The organism is Paenibacillus sp. FSL H7-0940 (genome assembly GCF_037979415.1).
Lineage (GTDB): Bacteria > Bacillota > Bacilli > Paenibacillales > Paenibacillaceae > Paenibacillus > Paenibacillus amylolyticus.
The window spans coordinates 1,065,899-1,086,608 of record NZ_CP150280.1; the positions used below are offsets into that span (position 1 = coordinate 1,065,899).

General features: G+C 45.7%; 19 protein-coding genes. 16 read left to right on the forward strand and 3 right to left on the reverse strand.

Translation table 11 applies throughout. From position 1 onward, the window contains the following. The first annotated feature begins 271 nt into the window (after window positions 1–271). The 8 genes from MHB71_RS04510 to MHB71_RS04545 all read left to right on the forward strand — a co-directional run bounded on the left by MHB71_RS04510 (window position 272) and on the right by MHB71_RS04545 (window position 9,826). On the forward strand, window positions 272–2,527 hold the full coding sequence (locus MHB71_RS04510) for a stalk domain-containing protein (RefSeq protein ID WP_036674972.1): 2,256 nt from the start codon (window positions 272–274) through the stop codon (window positions 2,525–2,527). A gap of 338 nt (window positions 2,528–2,865) precedes the next feature. Further along, window positions 2,866–3,330, forward strand: a complete 465-nt coding sequence (locus tag MHB71_RS04515) for a Fur family transcriptional regulator (protein WP_017687564.1) — start codon at window positions 2,866–2,868, stop codon at window positions 3,328–3,330. A gap of 2 nt (window positions 3,331–3,332) precedes the next feature. Beyond that, the gene (gene yidD, locus MHB71_RS04520) at window positions 3,333–3,584 is read left to right on the forward strand and encodes a membrane protein insertion efficiency factor YidD (protein ID WP_017687565.1); all 252 of its coding nucleotides are present in this window, start codon (window positions 3,333–3,335) and stop codon (window positions 3,582–3,584) included. A 419-nt stretch (window positions 3,585–4,003) separates the two neighbouring features. Continuing rightward, window positions 4,004–6,064, forward strand: a complete 2,061-nt coding sequence (gene metG, locus MHB71_RS04525) for a methionine--tRNA ligase (RefSeq protein WP_340028919.1) — start codon at window positions 4,004–4,006, stop codon at window positions 6,062–6,064. A gap of 295 nt (window positions 6,065–6,359) precedes the next feature. After that, window positions 6,360–7,349, forward strand: a complete 990-nt coding sequence (locus MHB71_RS04530; protein ID WP_180361737.1) for a zinc ABC transporter substrate-binding protein — start codon at window positions 6,360–6,362, stop codon at window positions 7,347–7,349. Between the two features lie 99 nt (window positions 7,350–7,448). Continuing rightward, window positions 7,449–8,207, forward strand: coding sequence for a metal ABC transporter ATP-binding protein (locus tag MHB71_RS04535; RefSeq protein ID WP_036614907.1), 759 nt, complete (start codon window positions 7,449–7,451; stop codon window positions 8,205–8,207). Window positions 8,208–8,259: 52 nt separating this feature from the next. Then, on the forward strand, window positions 8,260–9,063 hold the full coding sequence (locus tag MHB71_RS04540) for a metal ABC transporter permease (RefSeq protein ID WP_340028920.1): 804 nt from the start codon (window positions 8,260–8,262) through the stop codon (window positions 9,061–9,063). A gap of 49 nt (window positions 9,064–9,112) precedes the next feature. Continuing rightward, window positions 9,113–9,826, forward strand: a complete 714-nt coding sequence (locus MHB71_RS04545) for a cytochrome c biogenesis protein CcdA (protein WP_036614418.1) — start codon at window positions 9,113–9,115, stop codon at window positions 9,824–9,826. Window positions 9,827–9,972: 146 nt separating this feature from the next. On the opposite strand, the gene splB is transcribed toward MHB71_RS04545, so the two are convergent. Further along, complete coding sequence (gene splB, locus MHB71_RS04550; protein ID WP_047843632.1) at window positions 9,973–11,043, reverse strand: spore photoproduct lyase; 1,071 nt, start codon at window positions 11,041–11,043, stop codon at window positions 9,973–9,975. A 192-nt stretch (window positions 11,044–11,235) separates the two neighbouring features. On the opposite strand from splB, the gene mntR reads away from it, so the two are divergent. The 3 genes from mntR to MHB71_RS04565 all read left to right on the forward strand — a co-directional run bounded on the left by mntR (window position 11,236) and on the right by MHB71_RS04565 (window position 14,578). After that, window positions 11,236–11,664: a transcriptional regulator MntR gene (gene mntR, locus MHB71_RS04555; RefSeq protein WP_036614415.1), complete on the forward strand. Its 429-nt coding sequence runs from the start codon at window positions 11,236–11,238 to the stop codon at window positions 11,662–11,664. Window positions 11,665–11,874: 210 nt separating this feature from the next. Then, complete coding sequence (locus tag MHB71_RS04560) at window positions 11,875–13,485, forward strand: family 10 glycosylhydrolase (protein WP_340028921.1); 1,611 nt, start codon at window positions 11,875–11,877, stop codon at window positions 13,483–13,485. A 91-nt stretch (window positions 13,486–13,576) separates the two neighbouring features. After that, on the forward strand, window positions 13,577–14,578 hold the full coding sequence (locus MHB71_RS04565) for a patatin-like phospholipase family protein (RefSeq protein WP_076327966.1): 1,002 nt from the start codon (window positions 13,577–13,579) through the stop codon (window positions 14,576–14,578). Between the two features lie 61 nt (window positions 14,579–14,639). On the opposite strand, the gene MHB71_RS04570 is transcribed toward MHB71_RS04565, so the two are convergent. Both MHB71_RS04570 and MHB71_RS04575 read right to left on the reverse strand, forming a co-directional pair. Beyond that, a complete protein-coding gene (locus MHB71_RS04570) occupies window positions 14,640–14,972 on the reverse strand; it encodes a hypothetical protein (RefSeq protein WP_036614407.1) in 333 nt (110 codons plus the stop codon). 5 nt (window positions 14,973–14,977) lie between these two features. Then, window positions 14,978–15,970: a DUF1385 domain-containing protein gene (locus tag MHB71_RS04575; protein WP_047843628.1), complete on the reverse strand. Its 993-nt coding sequence runs from the start codon at window positions 15,968–15,970 to the stop codon at window positions 14,978–14,980. Between the two features lie 213 nt (window positions 15,971–16,183). Here MHB71_RS04575 and MHB71_RS04580 point away from each other — a divergent pair, with 213 nt between their 5' ends. From MHB71_RS04580 to MHB71_RS04600, 5 genes are all read left to right on the forward strand, one after another. Further along, on the forward strand, window positions 16,184–16,762 hold the full coding sequence (locus tag MHB71_RS04580) for a YqhR family membrane protein (RefSeq protein WP_047843627.1): 579 nt from the start codon (window positions 16,184–16,186) through the stop codon (window positions 16,760–16,762). Window positions 16,763–16,838: 76 nt separating this feature from the next. Then, window positions 16,839–17,282, forward strand: coding sequence for a type II 3-dehydroquinate dehydratase (gene aroQ / locus MHB71_RS04585; RefSeq protein ID WP_036614400.1), 444 nt, complete (start codon window positions 16,839–16,841; stop codon window positions 17,280–17,282). Window positions 17,283–17,321: 39 nt separating this feature from the next. Then, window positions 17,322–18,395 carry a Xaa-Pro peptidase family protein gene (locus tag MHB71_RS04590; protein ID WP_036614396.1) on the forward strand — a complete coding sequence of 358 codons (1,074 nt, stop codon included), beginning with the start codon at window positions 17,322–17,324 and terminating at the stop codon, window positions 18,393–18,395. A gap of 290 nt (window positions 18,396–18,685) precedes the next feature. Further along, window positions 18,686–19,243: an elongation factor P gene (efp, locus tag MHB71_RS04595; protein WP_017687580.1), complete on the forward strand. Its 558-nt coding sequence runs from the start codon at window positions 18,686–18,688 to the stop codon at window positions 19,241–19,243. A gap of 190 nt (window positions 19,244–19,433) precedes the next feature. Then, a complete protein-coding gene (locus tag MHB71_RS04600) occupies window positions 19,434–20,687 on the forward strand; it encodes an aspartate kinase (protein ID WP_036614392.1) in 1,254 nt (417 codons plus the stop codon). The last annotated feature ends 23 nt before the right edge of the window (window positions 20,688–20,710 follow it).

Sequence of the window (20,710 nt, forward strand, 5' to 3'; positions counted from 1 at the left end):
ATTTAATCCTTACATCTCTCTGCGATATGGTGCTAATTGACCATCTCCTGGAGAGATTTTTTTGTTGGAATTTTCTATTGGTTAATTTTGGGATATGAATGCCAAAAAGATAATTGATAGATAACTATTTTCATAGTATTTTCCTTCTATTAAAAGTTTACAATTCTCCTCTTAACTTTTTAGCAACTTTTCCCGGTTCCAAGCGTCTAATAATATGACTTTTTGAGGGGGATATTTATAAAATGGGAGCAGAAGGAGCCAAAGACAAAGAATGAATTTGAAGAAGAAATTGTCCATACTTACCGCTTTTGCTGTGTTTCAGGCGTTTGCAGTGATTCCTGCCAATGCACAATCAGCAGATCAGAGCGATACTACATCAGTGAATACAGCCAAAGTTAAATCCGTGGAGGTTGTGAAGAAAGAACAGACCATCGCGGAATCCGAAGTGAAATCCGGAACAAACACTCCAACATCAAATAATGAAACAACTGAAGAAGTGAACCCTCCTGAGACAGATGTTCCTACAGGAACAGACGCGACTCCTGTTGAGCCGGTAATTGAACCTATGGACGAAGAAGGTACAGCTGAGGAAACACCAGCACCTGCACCAGTAGAAGTGGAGCAACCATCTACAGGCGGTTCATCTGTTGCTGGAGGCCGGGGTGGAGACCTCACTCTTTATATGAACAGTAATAAAATGATGCAAGATGGCAAAACATATCTTGCTGGACAGCCGATGGCTGTAAAAAATGGTGTATCCTATGTAGCGATCCGTGCTCTCGTTGATCGGGTTGGCTATGATGTCAAATATGATAACACAACTAAAGAAACGATCATTATTAGTGGTGAAGATGAGCTGCGTTTCAAAACAAACAGCAAGATCTATACCGTTAATGGTGTGTCCAGAACGATGAAGGGCGCGGCTTATCAACAAAAAAATACGTTCATGGTGCCGTTGACTTCAATTACACAGGCTCTGGACATTACGTATAAAGTAAATCAATCTGCCAAAACGGTTGTATTGAATCTGAGTACCAAACCGGTGGCAAGCTTCACGGTACAAAAAGAGGTCTTTGCCGGAGACCAGGTAACCTACACAACCAGATCCAGCTCTCCCAAGGGACTCAGCATTGTAGATGAGCGTTGGACAGGCCGTCAGGATTCATTCGACCAACCAGGTGTATACACAGTAACCTATGCGGTCCAGGATTCAAGTGGTCAATGGAGCGATCCGTATTCGGTTACTATTAAGGTTGAAAGACCGAATTTGCCACCTGTGGCAATGTTTACGACAGATAAAGAAGAATACAAAATGGGTGAGAAAATCACTTATATTGATCAAAGCACAGATGATGAGAATGCAATTGTAAAAACCGAATGGGATAACAATGCACTTGCATTCTTTGTTCCAGGACCGAAGACCGTAACGATTACAGTTACCGATAAACATGGTGCTAGCAATAGCTATACCAAGATGATCAATATTACGGGAGAAACACTTTATAGTGTGACTGACTTTAATCAATTGTTCACACCAGTCGGTGAGAAGTTCACTTTTGACGGTGGTGGAGTACCGGCATTGGAGAAAGTACCTTTCACTTATTATGATGAACCAAGTCTGCTGATCCGCAGTAACAGCCCGGAAACTGTGAATACGGAAGGCATTGTGTACAAGGAATCTTCCTTTGGACAGACACGCTTCATGATTCACCATGTGAACAACACGGGCAAAAGCGTAAAAATGTATGTTGTAGCGACAAACAACAATGCATACACGGCATCCATTGACCAGCAAAACATGGGTTTTGCAGGACCGTCTCCTTTTGCAACGGTAGCTGGAAAGCTGTCGATTGACCGTTGGTTCCAGTCGATGCAGAATGGTACCGGACAAAAGAAAGTGTACATCCAGCCAGGAGAAAGCAAGCTGATTCTTAATGATCTGAGCGTTCTTCCGATGAAACAGGGACAAGTCATTTCCTTGTATTCGGATGTATTCAGTGACTATGAACTGGATTACAACATTATCATGATCGAAGAAAACAAGGACCCGATGGAAGTGTTATCGAGCCTGCCGGTTCTGGATCGTGATGGAGTTCACAACCGTGGTACCTATCCAAATGCAACACGGATCATTACGTATGATCAAGAAGTAGGGTCGAAACCTGCACGTCTTCCACTTGGAGACAATGCAAGTGATCCAAACCTTGTAGGAACGGACCCTATGGCTTTCACTGAAGCGTCCAACGCGGGTAACTTCGGTGTATTGTACAAAATTACATTGAATAATGTTGCTCCGCGCACGTTGATTTCATTCAACCCTCGTGGAGGCAGATATTCAGGTGTGGCACTCGTGAATGGACAGGTCGTTCAGATTTCCACAGGTAAATCTGTAACTGCACCTAATGAGCAAAGTGTTATGTATCGCACAGGTTCGTACGGCGAGAGTGTAACTATTCTCTTCTCGGCGGCACCAGGAAGTAACTTGCCTGTTAACCTGCTGTTCACGCCGCTTCCGGCTGAAAAGTAATACCATGAACATGCACGGACGGTTTGGAGTGAAAGCTTATATCATATATACCCGTTCACCCCAAAAGTCGCCCGAACGATTGATCATCTGAACCGTCAGGAAGGGACTCCATCAAAATGTAATGTCATTAGCTCAAGCTAGACTAATGGCAATGCATGTGCATGGAGTCCTTTTTATGTGATGTTGGAATGACCTAACCCGGTGTCTTCGTTGACTCTAATCGTAATTTGATGCATTATTAGAGGTATACAAGAAAGCAAAAGTTTTTGCTTTTGCCGAATAAACTGTCGCTCTATGAATGATGCAAAATGCTCGTATGACAGGAGGTGCTTTAGATCATGCTGTCGACAGAACAGATTATTTCAACCATGTCCTCACAGGGGCTTCGAATTACCGATCAGCGGAAAACACTGGCCCGGTTATTTGCCGAGTCTCCGGGGTATCTTACACCCAAGGACGTCTATGAATATATGGGTAAGACTTACAGCGGACTGAGTTTTGACACAGTATATCGTAATTTGCGGGTGATGCAGGAACTGGGTGTACTGGAACAGGTCATCTTCGAAGATGGCGTTAAATTCAAAGCGCACTGTAGTGAAGATCATCATCACCATCATATGATCTGTCTGAAGTGTCAGAAGACATATCCTATTATTTTTTGCCCGATGCAGCTTGCGGATGCGCCTGAGCAATTTCAGGTTGTGGACCACAAGTTCGAGGTATTTGGATATTGTAAGGACTGTGCAGAGCATGCTCCGGCCAAAGCGGCATCGGGACACACGCACGCTCATGGGAAGCACTGACCATGAAGTTATCGCGCAGAATTGCTCAGGCACCCATTCGGGTGTACCGCAACTATATCTCTCCATTAACACCGCCAACATGTCGGTTCTATCCGAGCTGTTCGGCTTACGCCATGGAGGCGATTGAAGTGCACGGTGCGCTCAAAGGTTCGTTGTTAACAGCGAAACGTATTGCCAAATGCCACCCGTTTCATCCAGGCGGTGTAGATCTGGTGCCACCAAAGGCGGAAAAGTCTATGATGGTATCAGAGTAACGATGTAGCTTGAAGTATTCGGGTGGCCTGGAAGCAGGCCAGGATTGAACTTGAGTATGCTGTCCACTTGACAAAGGGGTCCGCATTTCAGTATATTTTTCCTATATGATTTTCCAGTGAAGGGATAAGTACAGACACACCCCCAGTGCAGAGAGCCGGATGAGCTGAGAACCGGTCTGGGAGGAGGATGGAATATGGTCCCGGAGGAACCTCTTTCGAGCGTGCAGACAGTGATTTAAGAGCTGCTGTCGTAAGGCTGAGGCGTGATCCAGCGTTAATGGGCGGTCGAAGGACCGACAGAGCCTGTGTTTTGCGAAAAACATGGGGAATTTGGGTGGTAACACGTGAGAGCAACTCTCGTCCCATAGGGGCGGGAGTTTTTTGTGTTCTTCTTTAGTTGTTTTGGACGAAGGGATCACATGAAGCAGGAACATTTGAAGGAGGAGAAGTCATTCATGGCTGACCAAAAAACATTTTATCTGACAACCCCGATTTATTATCCGAGTGACAAATTGCATATTGGGCATGCGTATACAACTGTGGCGGGAGATGCGATGGTTCGCTACAAGCGTCTACGCGGTTATGATGCTCATTATCTGACAGGAACCGATGAACATGGCCAGAAGATTGAGCGCAAGGCACAAGAGAAAGGACAGACACCGCAAGCTTTTATCGACGATATCGTTGTGGGGATCAAGGAACTGTGGAACAAGTTGGACATTTCCAATGACGACTTTATCCGTACAACCGAAGAACGTCACAAAACCATTGTTCAGGATATCTTTGACCGTTTGCTGAAACAGGGAGATATCTACAAAGGGGAGTACGAAGGCTGGTACAGCATTCCGGATGAGACGTATTACACAGAGACTCAACTGGTGGATGTAGAGAAGAATGAGAATGGTGAGATTATCTCGGCCAAGAGCCCGGATAGCGGACACCCAGTTGAATTGGTCAAAGAAGAATCTTACTTCTTCCGTATGAGCAAATATGCAGATCGTTTGTTGAAATATTATGAAGAGAACCCGGGCTTTATTCAGCCGGAATCCCGTAAGAACGAGATGATCAACAATTTCATCAAGCCAGGTCTTGAAGATTTGGCCGTATCGCGGACTACATTTGAATGGGGCGTCAAAGTTAAAGGAGATCCAAAACACGTGGTTTACGTGTGGATTGATGCGTTGTCCAACTATATTACAGCACTGGGCTACGGTTCATCCGATGCATCCCTGTATAACAAGTTCTGGCCTGCGGATGTACATCTGGTAGGTAAAGAAATTGTTCGTTTCCATACGATCTACTGGCCAATTATGTTGATGGCGCTGGACTTGCCTTTGCCGAAGAAAGTGTTTGCACACGGCTGGTTGTTGATGAAGGATGGCAAGATGTCCAAATCAAAAGGCAATGTCGTTGATCCGGTTACCCTGATTGACCGTTATGGTCTCGATGCACTGCGTTATTACCTGCTGCGTGAAGTACCGTTTGGTTCCGATGGTACGTTTACACCGGAAAGCTTCGTAGAGCGTGTCAACTCCGACCTCGCAAACGATCTGGGTAACCTGTTGAACCGTACCGTTGCCATGGTAGACAAATATTTTGAAGGCAAAGCCCCGGCGTTTGCTTCGAATGTAACGGAATTTGATGCTTCGCTGGAAGAAGCAGGCCATGCTACGGTGGAAAAAGTGGAACAGGCGATGGAAAACCTGCAGTTTTCCGTAGCACTGACAGCGATCAGCCAGTTTGTCAGCCGCACCAACAAATATATTGATGAGACGCAGCCATGGGCGCTGGCTCGTGATGAAGCAAAACGCGATGAATTGGCATCCGTTATGGCTCACCTGATCGAAAGCTTGCGAATTGCTTCGATTCTGTTGCAACCGTTCCTGACACGTGCTCCTCATAAAATCTGGGCACAGCTCGGCATTCAGGAAGGTGAACTTACGGCTTGGGATACAGCCAAGCAATGGGGTCTGGTTCCAGCTGGAAACGCATTGCAAAAAGGTGATCCAATCTTCCCGCGTTTGGATTCCGAACAGGAAATTGCTTATATTTCCGAAGCAATGACTGGTGGCCGAAAAGCAGCACAGCCTGAAACAAGTCAAGCAGATGCTGGAGCTTCAGCACCTGTTGAACCGGTAACCGCACCTGAAGGTACGGAAGAGATCGGTATTGACGATTTTGCCAAAGTTGAACTGCGTGTCGCGCAAGTCATTGCCTGCGAACCGGTCAAAAAAGCGGATAAGTTGCTGAAATTGCAGCTCGATCTCGGTTATGAGCAGCGCCAGGTCGTATCTGGAATTGCGAAGTTCTATTCGCCAGAAGAGATGGTTGGACGCAAAGTCATCTGTGTCACGAACCTCAAACCGGTGAAACTTCGTGGTGAATTGTCTCAGGGTATGATCCTTGCAGCATCCCATGGCGACCAACTTACACTGGCTACAGTACCAGACAACATGCCTAATGGCGCACAAGTGAAATAAGAAATCAAATTCTGTCATAAAAATGACTCAAGGTGGCCCGATATAATTCGGGTCCCTTTTTTTGTTGATATAATTCGCATCTTAAGGGAAGAGAACAAGCATATACTGTTATGAACTCCGTACTTCAGGAAAGAATGAATAGGACGAGATAGCTTGACAAGTAGGTTCAGGTTACCTATAATTCTTTCAGTAATGTTTACGATTAAGAGATGCGGAGTGAATCATAATGATATTTTATAAAGTGCAACATCAAGCTCAGGATAACCGGATAGGGAAGACGAGCAAAAGAGGCAACATGAAGTTACTGTGGACGGGTTTGCTTATTCTCACTTTGCTGGTATTGTCAGCTTGTGGGCAGGATAGTTCCAATAGTGCGAAGATTGTGGAAGGCAAGGTAAACGTTGTGACGACATTTTATCCTGTATATGCTTTTACGACTGCAATCGGTGGTGAGGATGCCAATGTTATTAACCTGCTGCCAACGGGAGTAGAGCCACATGACTGGACTCCGAAGAGTCAGGATATTGTTAATACGTCCAAGGCACAGCTGTTTCTCTATAATGGAGCTGGACTGGAAGGATGGGTGCCAAATTTCCTGAAGTCGCTGAATAGTGATACACAGGTGAAGTCTGTTGCCGTTAGCGAAGGGGTTAAACTGTTAACTGCTGAGGGTGATGATGGGCACGGTCACGGTGAAGAGCACGAAGACGAGCATGCAGATGAACATACAGATGAGGCTACCAGTGAAGATGTCGCTGATCATCATATTGATCCACATACGTGGGTTAGTCCGAAATCAGCCATGATCATGGCTGAAAACATCAAAAATAGTCTGGTCGAGGCAGACCCTGATCACAAAGCAGGTTACGAACAACGTTATGAAGCGCTTCGTACGAAGCTTGAGACGCTGGATCAGCGTTTTACAGATGAATTGGCTAACGTACCAAACAACGAAATTGTTGTCTCGCACCAAGCGTTTGGCTACCTTGCACGTGATTATGGATTAACCCAGCATGCCATTATGGGACTTTCCCCGGATGCTGAACCGACAGGACAGGATATTGTGAAGCTTGCGAAACTCGTTAAAGATGAAGGCATTAAATACATTTTCTTCGAAGAGCTAGTATCTGACAAATTGGCGAAAACATTGGCAAGTGAAGCAGGAGTGGAGACCATGGTCCTTAATCCGGTTGAGGGATTGACCAAGGAGCAGGCAACAAACGGGGATGATTATTTCACCCTCATGGAGAAAAATTTGCAAAATCTGCTGATCGCATTAAAATAAGATATAATGAAGAATTCAGATCGAAGAGTCTTTACCGTTCACGGTGAAGGCTCTTAGGACGCTATGGAATTCTTATATATAATGAAGGGCGGCTTTGCCATGCAGCAAATCATGCCACTATGTCATGATCCAATTATAGAGATCGAGAAACTATCATTTTCCTACGGGGACCAGCGAGTGATTGAGAATCTCGATTTTATGGCCCAGGAACGGGACTTTGTAGGGATTATCGGTTCCAATGGGGCGGGTAAAACGACATTGCTGCGCATGCTGGTAGGACTTCTTCCTCCTGCGCAGGGAGATATCAAACTATTCGGACAGTCGATCCGCAGGTTCAAGGACTGGGACCGAATCGGGTATGTGCCTCAAAAGAATGCATTTAACCCGTTGTTTCCTGCGACCGTTCGTGAAGTGGTCATGTCAGGCTTGTATAATAACAAAAACATGTTCCGTCGTATGTCTCGCAAATGTCAGCAACAGTGCACGGATGCGATGCAGGTCATGCGGATCGAGGATCTAGCGAACAAACGTATTGGTCAATTGTCGGGCGGACAGCAGCAGCGTGTATTTTTGGCACGAGCGCTTATCAATCACCCGGATCTGTTGATTCTGGATGAACCTACGGTAGGTATTGATGCTGAATCACAGGCCAGTTTCTTTGAACTGATTACCCATATGCATGAACATCACCGAATGACTTTTCTAATGGTGTCTCATGATATGGATCGGATGGAGAGTTATCTGGGTTCTGAAGCTGTGGTAACAAATGGCAAAATTAATTTTCATGTCCGTCATTCGCATGAGGTACAGGATTGTGCTGAGACCAATCTGCAACATACCACTGCACAGGTACGCTAGCCGTATTTATGGCCCATTAGATTAGAGTAAGGCCGAAGGAGTCGTGTTTGTTTTGGAAATATTAATGAGTGATTTTTTTCAGCGTGCCTTGGCGGGTGGGTTGTTAATTGGCATTACCGCTCCGTTAATCGGACTGTTTCTGGTCTTACGGCGGTTATCCATGATCGGAGACACCTTGTCTCATGTGACCATTGCCGGTGTTGCACTTGGATTCCTGATTGAAGTGTATCCCATTGCGGTGGGCTTGATATTTGCCGTGCTTGCTTCATTTGCGATAGAGAAATTGCGCAAAGCGTACAAGAGTTACGCCGAATTATCGATTGCCATTATCATGTCCGGTGGCGTGGCTCTTGCTTCCTTGTTCTTTACGCTGGGCAAAGGATATAATGCAGATGTCATGAGTTATTTGTTCGGCAGTATATATACATTAGACGCTATGGATTTGAAGCTCGTAGGTGTGGTTACGCTGATCGTGGTGATTGTAGTGGCATTGTTACATAAGGAATTTTTCCTGCTCAGCTTTGAGGAAGATGCGGCAGCGGTTACAGGGTTGCCTGTGAGAATTCTGAACATGTTAATCACTGTGATGACAGCACTTGTCATAAGCACGGCGATCAAGATTGTCGGTGCGCTTCTGGTGTCAGCACTATTGACCATTCCGGTAGCGGTCAGCCTGTTGATGGCCCGAAGTTTCAAATCCGCCATTATTTTGTCCGTGGTGATTGGCGAAATTGCCGTAGTCCTTGGACTGGTTGTAGCAGGTATCTGGAACCTCGCACCTGGAGCAACAATTGTATTATTGCTGATCATGATGCTGATTCTGACGATGATTGGAAAAAAAGGGTTCCGAGCCTGACGGCTAAACGAACAAGCACGAGAGCCCGGGGAAGGGAGACATCCGCTTCATGCCTGATGTTAATGTATGGATGGCTTTTGTAGCAGGTTTGGTCTCATTTATATCACCATGTTGTCTTCCGTTGTATCCATCATACCTCTCCTACATTACAGGTATGACGGTGCAACAATTGAAGGATGACCGCAATCAGCGAGAAGTCCGTTTTAAGACGATGACGCACACGCTGGCGTTTATTTTAGGCTTCTCGGCTGTATTTTATTCGCTTGGCCTGGGTGCCGGACTGTTTGGCCAATTTTTCAATGATAACCGAGAACTGATTCGGCAATTGTCTGCGATTTTGATTATGCTTATGGGGTTATTTTTGCTTGGTGTGTTCAAGCCGCAGTTTCTGATGAAGGAACGCAAGCTGGATATGAAATGGAAACCAGCAGGCTATCTGGGCTCTTTTATATTTGGTATCGGTTTCTCAGCAGGCTGGTCGCCGTGTATTGGCCCTATTCTAACAGCAATCATTGCTATGGCTGCAAGTGAGCCCACAACCTGGCTGGCGCTGATTACAGGTTATACGGCAGGGTTTGCAATCCCGTTCTTCATTTTGGCCTTTTTCATTGGTTCGACACGTTGGATCTTACGGTATTCCAATGTCATGATGAAAGTTGGGGGAGCATTAATGTTGTTCCTTGGGGTATTGCTTTTTACAGATCAGATGACAAAGATTACGATCTGGTTGCAGCAGATTACACCAGACTGGATGATCATTTAAACGGATGAACTGAATTTGAATTTAAAATGCATGACAAAGCAGGCTACATGTTTACCAGAGTCAATCTGGGTCATGTAACCTGCTTTTTAATCGTTTGTTAGGAATGCTTTTAACTGTATATGATTTTGGGGAATCCTGTTGTTCGTTTAGGTGAAGTAATCAATACTGGCTAGTGGGAAATGTTCGAAGATCCGTTCCGTAATGAATTCGCGCAGCGCATCTTGCTGGTCATCCTTATACACATACTTGTACTGACCCCAGCGGCCCCATTTCATCTTGCGTTTCTCGATATCCATCTCCAACTTGGTTTTAGGATAACGTTTCTCAATGGTTGCTTTGGCCGTTTTGGTAAAACGGTGCTGGATCATCTCAAAGGTAAGATCCTTGGTTGCTTCCTCTGGAAGCGTATCTGCCAGCTTCTGCAACAGATCCGAGTATCCTTCTTCCCAGCCTTCATACCACATGATCGGAGCGATAATGAATCCCAGGGGATAACCGGCATGTGCAATTTTGCCAGCAGCTTCAATGCGTTCCTCAAATCTGGAGGTAGCCGGTTCAAAGTTTTTGATAACATAATCCGAATTGACACTAAACCGGATACGGGTGTGGCCGTTATGCTTAATGTTCAGCAACGGATCAACGTGATGATATTTGGTTACAAATCGCAGGCGTCCATATTCTTCTTCCGCCATAAAACGAATCAGGTCACTTAAATTCTCCGTGATATGCTCGAGTCCTACGGGATCAGATGTACAGGCAGCTTCAAATCGTGTAATTTCAGGCGCGCGTTCTTCAATGTATCCTTTGGCAGCCTGAATGATCTCCTCGGTATTGACATAGACACGGACATAAGGTTTCGCACCAAGTGTAGTTTGAAGATAACAATAATGGCAGTGCCCCATACAGCCTGTAGAGATGGGAATGGCATATTCCGCTGAAGGTTTCGACTGGTCAAACTTGAGTGTTTTGCGCACACCAACGACCAGAGTACGCTTTGCCATCCGATATTTTTCTTGTTCGGTTTCACCCGGCAAGTTTGTGATTCGGTTATGGGATGTGGTCATCTGATAAGGTATGTTTTTGGATGTCACCCACTCCATAATCCTTTTGCCTTTATCATATTCCAACGCACCGGGTTCAAAATACACCAAATCGGGAATAAAGGGTTTAGTACCTTTTGCTTTACGAACTGGCGGTGAGGCTACACTTGTACTCACGAAATCACTCCTTTCGATGCGGAACTTTGTTTAGTTTGCCTCGTTTGGGGGGAAGTCACGCCTGCCAATTACTTGTGTAACAGCGCGCTCCGAACTGTACAGGACTTGCCAATGCGTATTGATAACATGTATCATTATAAGATAGGGACCAGGCACGAATAGGGGCCGGTCAGAGAGAAAAGAGGGAAGCAGATGCCAACGCCCAGTATGGAAGATTATTTGGAGCGTATATACAAATTAATTGATGAAAAGGGCTATGCTCGTGTGTCTGATATAGCTGAAGGACTGGAAGTACATCCTTCATCGGTGACGAAGATGATCCAAAAGCTGGACAAAGACGAGTACCTGATCTATGAAAAGTACCGCGGACTGGTGCTTACGCCAAAAGGCAAAAAGATGGGCAAACGTTTGATGGAGCGCCATCATCTGCTTGAACAATTTTTGACAACGATTGGTGTTCAGGAACAAAATATCTACAATGATGTTGAAGGCATTGAACATCATCTGAGCTGGGACTCCATTACATGCATAGAGTCCTTGGTTGAATACTTTCGTCAGGATGAGAGCCGGTTGCGTGACCTCAAAAACCTTCAGGACGTCATGAGTAATACGGAGTCTTAAGTTTAAGCAGTGGAATACACATGGTGATATACAATGAATTGTATCCCGTGATCAAAGGAATGCTTCTTGCCGTTTCAATGGCAGGAAGCATTTTTTTGTCTGCAATCACACCATAATTTGGTGATTTTCGCAACTAAACGAACGGTAGGAGCGTCTATTAAACTAGTAGAATTTACCGCAAATTTATAATGATTTTGGAGGACTGCACTAATGAACGTTCGTAAAGGATTGATGTTGCTACTCATTTTTGTACTTGGATTACAGACAGCAGGCATGACGGCACAAGCGGCCGGGCAGAAGGAAATCGCTATTTTTCTAGACGGCAACCGTTTGGAATCGGATGTATCACCCTACATCTTGCCCAAAGTAAATGTAACGATGGTGCCTCTGCGTGTTATTAGCGAAGGACTGGGTGCGTCTGTTCTATGGTCTCAAGCTACTCGTACCGTGACCATTAAGAAATCCGATTCGGTCATCTCTATGACGAGCGGACGCCAGCAGGCGACCGTGGATAACGCTGTAGTTGGTCTGGATGCATCGGTCGAATTGAAACAAGGTCGAGTCATGGTACCCATTCGATTCGTCAGTGAGAACCTGGGCATTCGAGTGAACTGGAATCAGGCTGCCCAGACCATTGATCTTTACACAGGAGACGAATCAGTCCCAACTCCTGAACCAACCCCGGTAACCCCAGCGGAGCCTGGAGGCACGGGCACTGTACCAGCTTCTGAAGAGATGCGGGGAGCCTGGATTTCCACTGTGAATGGAGACTGGCCTACATCCGGTGCCAAGGGAAATGTAGAGAAGCAAAAACAGGAGTATACGAAACAGCTAGATACGTTGCAAGGTATGGGCATTAATGCCGTATTTGTCCAAGTGAGAGCCAATGGGGATGCCATCTATCCTTCAGGTTTGGTACCTTGGAACAGCGTATTGACAGGAACACAAGGTAAAGATCCAGGTTATGATCCCCTCGCGTTTATGGTTGAGGAAGCACACAAACGGGGCCTGGAGTTCCACGCCTGGTTTAATCCGTTTAGAGCAACGAACTCAGCTAGTACATCAAACTTGGCTGCAAACCATATCTCGAAGCTTCATCCCGACTGGATTGTGAATGCATCCGGCAAAATGTACATTAACCCGGGTATCCCGGAAGCCAGACAGCATATTATCGATACGATCATGGAAGTGGTCAATCAGTATGATATTGATGGTGTACATCTGGATGATTATTTCTATCCGTCCAATGTGACTTTTAATGATGATGCAGCCTTCAAAACTTACAACACATTAAATACTAAAGACCGTGCTGAATGGCGTCGGGACAATATCAATCAGTTCGTTAAGCAGCTCGGGCAGAGCATTCACAGCGTGAAAGCTAACGTTGAATATGGAATTAGTCCATTTGGTGTATGGCGTAACAAATCTGTTGATCTGACAGGTTCTGATACCAAAGCAGGAGTAACCGCGTATGACAGCATGAATGCAGATGTGCGGACATGGATTAACCAAGAGTGGATCGACTATGTCGCTCCGCAGGTGTATTGGAGTATGACACTGAGTGTAGCCCGATATGACAAAGTCGTGGACTGGTGGGCGAATGAAGTGGCTAACACAAATGTAAAATTGTATATCGGTCACTCTCCTTATAAGTTAGGTACGCCGGAAATTGGCTGGCAGACATCACAGGAGATCATCGATCAGCTGAACTACAACAAGAAGTATTCTTCGGTTAAAGGGGATATATTCTTCAGTTCACAGTACCTGACGAAGAACCCTCTCGGCTTGATTGCCAAATTAAAAGCCTACTATGGTCTATAAAACATTTTAACAATACAGTGATAAGACAAACCCTTGTTCTCATAGAGTGGCAGTAGAAACGTGGCTGCCTGGAGAACGGGGGTTTTTTGTTATGTTAATTAACGCGGTGTTTGAAGGTGGAGGCGTCAAAGGGATCTCGCTTGCAGGTGCTGTGCAGGGTGCTCAAGACTGCGGCATTCAGTTTAATCGAGTGGCAGGCACATCATCCGGTTCCATTGTAGCTGCTCTGCTAGCGGCTGGTTACAGGGCCGAGGAGATGAAAGTCATTATTGAGAATACCCCCTTTGTTTCATTGCTTCGTCGTTCCCCCATATTTAATACCCGATGGATCGGACCGGCAGCAAGGCTGTTCTTGAAGAAAGGACTGTATTCGGGGGAGGCACTGGAATCATGGATTCGCAAGATGCTGGAGCAGAAAGGGATTCGCACATTCGCTGACTTGCCACAAGGTAAGTTGCTTATTACCGCATCCGATATATCCAATGGGACCATTCTGGTGTTGCCAGACGATATTCGGCGGTTCGGCATTGACCCTGGGAAGCTGGATGTTGCAAAGGCGGTACGTATGAGTTGCAGTATCCCGTATTTTTTCGATCCGGTAGTCATACGCAAATCACCAGTATTCTCCAAAGGACTTCCTTTTCAAGATCAGTTCGTTTATGTCGTGGATGGTGGATTACTTAGCAATTTTCCGTTGTGGCTCTTCGATGGTGATCGTTCGGAACGAGGAGGAGACGTTATTCCGGTTGTTGGATTCAAAATGGTGGGGAAGACGGAAGTAGAACCCGCCCGGATTAAAGGACCGCTAAGCATGCTTCAGGCCCTTGTGGAGACGATGCTCACAGCACATGATGAACGCTATATCGAACAGATTAACCGGTTTCGGACAGTGAAGATACCAACGCTTGGCATTAAACCGACGCAATTTCATTTAACGTTACAGGATAGCACAGCCTTATATCGATCAGGCGCAACTGCAGGGAACGAATTTTTCAACGGATGGAATATGAAAATGTATGATGAACAGCTGGACAAACAACGAAAAGAATTGCGCAAGAAACAAGCAGAAGCTCCACCTCTGATTCCTGTATAAACGTGAAAAAAGCAATTCTCCGCATGTTGGGAGAACTGCTTTTTTGTATTTTCAGTACCTTTTAGTGAAATTTCGGTATATCTTCATCGCTTTTACCTTTTTGTCCCTGAATCACTTGGAAAGGATAATCCTTGCGTTTCTTTGAAGAGCCGCTGCTCTTTCTGGCACTGGACTGTGCATTGACTTTTGCCATGGTTCGTGCAGATGGCTTAATCTTAGGTGATTTGGTTTTGCTTGCCCAGCGACGAGGCGGATATTTGTACAGCAGGAATACGGCTCCGAACACGACCAGAGGAATAATGATCCTGGATGGACTAGCGTTCCCCAGCCAAGTCAAGACTCCAACAGCAGCTAGTGCGATGAACGTCCAAAATAAGATTGCCTGCTTGTTCATATCATTCACCCTTTCACAGGATCGAGTGTTGCAACAGGTACTTCTGACGTAGCAGAGACATTAGCAAGCTTGGCATCCAACTCACGCATACGGTTAAACGAAGCAATGGAGACTTCTACCTGTTCGTTGGTCGGTTCTTTTGTTGTCAGCAATTGCAGCCACAATCCCGGGTATCCGAGATAACGCAGTACAGGAATATCACGTACCGAATTCGTGAGCTTTAACAGTTCAAAAGAAATGCCTAGCACAACTGGCAATAACAATAGACGCTGACCCATCCGTTCCCAGAGGTTATCGTACGTGAAGAGGGAGTATAGAAACACTCCAATGATGACAGTCAACATAATGAAACTGCTTCCACAGCGGTAGTGCAGTCGGCTGTACTTTTGCACGTTCTCCGGTGTCAGTTCTTCACCAGCTTCATGTGCGCTGATTACTTTGTGTTCCGCTCCATGATACTGGAAGAGACGTTTAATCATCGGCGTCTGTGAGATTAACCACAGATAAGCGAGTAACAGGATCAGCTTAATGCCGCCTTCCAGTAAATTATGCAAAAACTGATTGTCGAATGCATTTTTGAATAGAAAATTCTCGATAACAACAGGAAGCAATGTGAGCACAACTTTACCAAAAAGGAATGAAAGGATGGCGACGGCGGTCACACCAATGATCATGCTTAGGCTCCAGCCCGAACCTTCTTTCTCTTTTTGCTTGGCTTTCTCTTCCGGTTCCAGTTCATCATCAGCATAGGCGTCAGCAGAATAATTGAGATGTCTGCTACCTTTGACACTTGAATCTATAATGCTGACAATTCCGCGTAATAAAGGAATCCGCCGCAATTTCATGACCCAGGACTTGTCTTGCTTGGGAACTTCCAGATACGTAATTTCGCCGTCTTTTCTACGAACAGCTGTAACGTTGACATGTTTCCCACCGAACATTACGCCTTCAATGACAGCTTGCCCCCCATAGCTGACAGGCTTGGATTGTTGAGGCAAATTATTCACCTTCCTATTCTGTTCTTGGCCTTCGCGATCAAAGGCAGTTTAATAACCCTATTGTATCGAATTTTGAGACCAATTTCTAGTTTGTGAGTCAAACCTTGAAGGATGTTGTTAAGATTGTCCTGTTTTGAACATACTACCTCGTAGAATCGGAGCGGTAATTCGAGGCATAATGCGGGATTATCAACTGAATGAAGGAGAATATCGATGACAGAACGTAAGCATGAAGATACATCACAAGATGAAGGTCAACGTCCGAAAGAACGGCAGTCAAAAGACAAGGGCAGGCGCCCTACCCAGAGGCAAGGTCAAGCACACTACTATACGAAGCCATTTTCCTTTGCATTAGAGCTTGGCTTCTTTGCCGGTTTTATCTGGGGTGGGCTACATTGGCTATTCTATCTGTTGCATTTTACGATTGTACCTGTCGGATTTCTGGCCGAGCCTTTTTTCAAACATGAATATATATATACCGCAGCAGGACATTTGACAGGCTGGCTGTTTTTTATCGTCTTTTCCATCTTGGCATCCTTACTCTACACGTTCACGATTAGAAAACTGAAAGGACCGTTACCCGGCATGGTATATGGAATCGTCTGGTGGCTGATTCTCTTTATACTGGTCGGACCAAAACTGGGGATGATGAAACCTTTGAACGGTTTAACGTGGGATTCAATCATCACGGAACTCTGTTTCTTTTTGCTGTGGGGGCTGTTCATTGGTTACACGGTAGCCATGGAGTACACGGACGAACGCAAACGCGAGCCGGAGCAAGCGGGGGCATAGCGCAAAAAAGCTTCTCAATCCGGCAATGCCTGTGTTAAAATAGCAGATGGTTATTTGCAGAGAGGGTGGAGCAGCGATGAAACGAATTATTGTGATCAATGGTCCGAACCTGAACATGCTTGGTGTACGTGAACCGGGCATCTATGGAACGCTTAGTCTGAAGGATATTGAGGACAAAATTCGCAGACAGGCTGATGAAATTGGCGTCTCCATCGCTTTTTATCAATCGAACCATGAAGGGGACATCATTGACCGCATTCATGCAGCGATGGGTGAGGCAGACGGTATAATACTGAATGCCGGAGCATTTACCCATTATAGCTATGCAATACGTGATGCAATCAATGCTGTAAAAGTCCCTACAGTGGAAGTACATCTATCCAACATTCATGCACGCGAAGCGTTCAGACATCATTCAGTGATTGCAGCGGAAACAATCGGGCAGATTGCCGGATTTGGCGAAGTAAGCTATGAACTGGGATTGCTGGCTCTTGTGCGTCATCTGGACAAACAAACCTGAGCCGGGAACCCGGGAATGTGAGAGAAAGAAGGGTTACCGATGGAAAACAAACGAGTAAATAAGTTGCGTGAAGCCATGCGTGAGCATGAACTCACAGCAATGCTGATTACAAACCCGATTAACCGTCGTTATATGACGGGTTTTACAGGCTCGGCGGGATATGTTCTGATTACGGAACAGGATGCATATCTGCTGACTGATTTCCGTTATATGTCACAAGCGCCTCAACAAGCCAAAGGATTCACCGTTGTGGAGCATGGAGCCAAGCCGATGGATACAGTGCGTGAACTACTGGCATCCGCAAATATCAAAGAAGTGGGCTTCGAGCAGGATAGTGTCACATTTGGCACGCATTCCGCTTATGCTGAAGCACTTCAATCTATCGAACTGAAAGCTGTATCCGGGATCGTGGAACAACTTCGTATGTTCAAGGATGAAGATGAGATCGCGGTTATGCAGAGAGCAGCAGATCTGGCGGATGCCACGTTCAGCCACGTTTTGCAGTTTGCAAAACCAGGTATGACGGAGCGTGAAGTGGATCTGGAGATGGAGTTTTTCATGCGCAAGCATGGAGCAACGTCCTCTTCGTTTGACACCATTGTAGCATCGGGTGAACGTTCTGCTATGCCTCACGGTGTAGCGAGCAGCAAGGTCATCGGACAAAATGAGTTAATTACATTTGACTTTGGTGCACTTTTGGACGGATACTGTTCAGATCTGACACGTACCATTGCAACGGGTACACCTGTACCTGAACTGCGCAAAATTTATGACATTGTACTGGAAGCTCAGTTACATACGCTGGAGAACCTGAAACCGGGCATGACCGGACGGGAAGCAGATGCATTGGCTCGTGATATCATTGCAGGTCACGGATATGGAGATCAATTCGGACACAGCACAGGCCACGGTCTGGGTATGGAAGTTCACGAAGCTCCTCGCTTGTCCAAGCTTAGCGACGATGTATTGAAACCGGGTATGGTTGTTACCGTTGAACCGGGTATATATATTGACGGGCTTGGCGGCGTGCGTATCGAGGATGACGTAGTGATTACCGAGACGGGTATTCATATTCTTACGAAGTCGGACAAGAAGTTCACCGTAATCGGCTAAATTACAGCCACAGGGATATAAGACGATTTTTAATGTGTTATTTAAATTGAAAATAAGAAATTTCACCATAACGGAGAGTGCAGAACCAATCTGAAGAAGCGAAGCGTTCGCCTTTATCACCGGATTTTCCCATTGATAATGGGATCAAAAAAATCTGGGGATAACAGCGATCGGAGGATGGTACTGCACTCGAAGTGAACGAGGTGGCCATTCTTGGGCTCATTTTACATATAACATTAACCCATCGTCTTATATCACCTACTTTTTAACCATATCAGGAGGGATTTTTTGTGATTTCAGTAAACGATTTTAAAACAGGCTTGACCGTGCAAGTAGATAACGATATCTATACCGTGCTTGATTTCCAACACGTTAAACCAGGTAAAGGCGCTGCCTTTGTACGTTCCAAATTGAAAAACCTGCGTAACGGTAACACCGTTGAAAAAACATTCCGTGCAGGCGAAACGATTGGTCGTGCCATCATCGAAAACCGTGGCGTATCCTACCTGTATGCAAGCGGTACAGAGCACACGTTCATGGATAACGAAACATATGATCAGTTCACATTGACTAGTGATCAACTGGAATGGGAATTGAACTTCCTGAAAGAAAACATGGTCGTTAAGATCGTTAGCTACCAAGGAGAAATCCTCGGAATTGACTTGCCAACAAGCGTTGAGTTGAAAGTCATCGAGACTGAGCCAAGTGTTAAAGGTAACACTGCACAAGGCGCTACCAAAAATGCAAAAGTGGAAACAGGCTTGAACGTACAGGTTCCTTTGTTCATTAACGAAGGTGACGTTCTCCTGATTGACACACGTGAAGGTAAATACTCTTCCCGTGCGTAACTTTCACGGCTTGTAAGCTAAAAAAGGTTATTAACAACCCTTTGCCATTCCTTTGGCAGAGGGTTTTTTCGAAAAAAGATTAGCCTATCAGGCGCTTTCGTAATATACTGGGTTAAAGTCATTTCTCGTAGAGAATAATGACGATGGACATTAATTATGCATACTGCACAAGGTAGGGAGTGGATTTGCGTTGTCATTGTACGTCATGAAATTTGGGGGCAGCTCGGTCGGAGATACAGAACGCATGAAGCGTGTGGCCGGACGTGTTGTAGAAAAAGCTGATGAAGGACATCGGTGTGTAGTTGTGGTTTCGGCCATGGGGGATACAACAGATGATTTGATTGATCAGGCAAAACAACTGAATAGTGAACTGCCTGCTCGTGAGATGGATATGCTCTTAACGACAGGAGAACAGATTTCGATCTCTTTGTTATCGATGGCTATTCAAGCGCTTGGACGTAAGGCAGTATCGTTTACGGGCTGGCAAGCGGGATTCCGCACAGAGCCGGTTCACGGAAAAGCACGTATTCATGATATTCAACCTGACCGTGTGAATGCAGCACTTGCTGAGGGCAACATTGTTATTGTTGCAGGCTTCCAGGGCATGACGGAAGACGGCGAGATCACAACGCTGGGTCGTGGTGGTTCGGATACAACAGCTGTAGCGCTGGCCGCGGCCATTAAGGCTGATGCGTGTGAGATCTATACGGATGTAGACGGAATCTATTCTACGGACCCGCGGATCGTTAAGGTTGCGCGTAAGCTGAAAGAAATATCGTATGACGAAATGCTGGAACTCGCTAATTTGGGAGCAGCGGTGCTGCATCCGCGTGCAGTAGAGTACGCGAAGCATTCCGGTGTACCTTTAATTGTAAGATCCAGCTTTAACCATAATGAAGGAACGGTTGTGAAGGAGGAAGCAGCAATGGAACAAGGCGTAGTGGTTAGTGGTATTGCCTATGACAAAAACGTGGCTCGCATCAGTATTCTGGGTGTGCCGGATGTACCAGGAGTTCTGGCCGAAGTATTTGGTGCGCTTGCATCCAATCAGCTGGATGTGGACATTATCGTTCAGAGCGGTGTGATGGATGGCAAAGCGGACTTCTCGTTCTCTGTGGCGCTGTCTGATCGTGAGAACGCATTACGTGTCATTGAAGGCCTTCACAGCCGCTTGCCTTACCGTGAAGTTACATCTGAGGAGAACCTCGTTAAAATCTCCATTGTTGGCGCAGGCATGGTCAGTCATCCTGGTGTAGCTGCGAAGATGTTCAAAGTCATTTCGGCTGAAGGCGTGAGTATCAAGATGGTGAGCACTTCCGAGATCAAAGTATCTTGTGTTATTGACGGAGATAAGCTGCATGACGTCATTAAGGCATTGCATACAGCATATGATCTCGACACTGCCGAGCAAGCCGTTATCGGTGGACCTCAAGATCGCAGATAAGTATCTTCAATGTATGTAAATTA

Coding starts and splice junctions, on each gene's coding strand:
- MHB71_RS04510 (WP_036674972.1), top strand. CDS start 272: ATGAATTTGAAGAAGAAATTGTCCATACTTACCGCTTTTGCTGTGTTT.
- MHB71_RS04515 (WP_017687564.1), top strand. CDS start 2,866: ATGCTGTCGACAGAACAGATTATTTCAACCATGTCCTCACAGGGGCTT.
- yidD (WP_017687565.1), top strand. CDS start 3,333: ATGAAGTTATCGCGCAGAATTGCTCAGGCACCCATTCGGGTGTACCGC.
- metG (WP_340028919.1), top strand. CDS start 4,004: ATGAAGCAGGAACATTTGAAGGAGGAGAAGTCATTCATGGCTGACCAA.
- MHB71_RS04530 (WP_180361737.1), top strand. CDS start 6,360: ATGAAGTTACTGTGGACGGGTTTGCTTATTCTCACTTTGCTGGTATTG.
- MHB71_RS04535 (WP_036614907.1), top strand. CDS start 7,449: ATGCAGCAAATCATGCCACTATGTCATGATCCAATTATAGAGATCGAG.
- MHB71_RS04545 (WP_036614418.1), top strand. CDS start 9,113: ATGCCTGATGTTAATGTATGGATGGCTTTTGTAGCAGGTTTGGTCTCA.
- mntR (WP_036614415.1), top strand. CDS start 11,236: ATGCCAACGCCCAGTATGGAAGATTATTTGGAGCGTATATACAAATTA.
- MHB71_RS04560 (WP_340028921.1), top strand. CDS start 11,875: ATGAACGTTCGTAAAGGATTGATGTTGCTACTCATTTTTGTACTTGGA.
- MHB71_RS04565 (WP_076327966.1), top strand. CDS start 13,577: ATGTTAATTAACGCGGTGTTTGAAGGTGGAGGCGTCAAAGGGATCTCG.
- MHB71_RS04570 (WP_036614407.1), bottom strand. CDS start 14,972: ATGAACAAGCAGGCAATCTTATTTTGGACGTTCATCGCACTAGCTGCT.
- MHB71_RS04580 (WP_047843627.1), top strand. CDS start 16,184: ATGACAGAACGTAAGCATGAAGATACATCACAAGATGAAGGTCAACGT.
- aroQ (WP_036614400.1), top strand. CDS start 16,839: ATGAAACGAATTATTGTGATCAATGGTCCGAACCTGAACATGCTTGGT.
- MHB71_RS04590 (WP_036614396.1), top strand. CDS start 17,322: ATGGAAAACAAACGAGTAAATAAGTTGCGTGAAGCCATGCGTGAGCAT.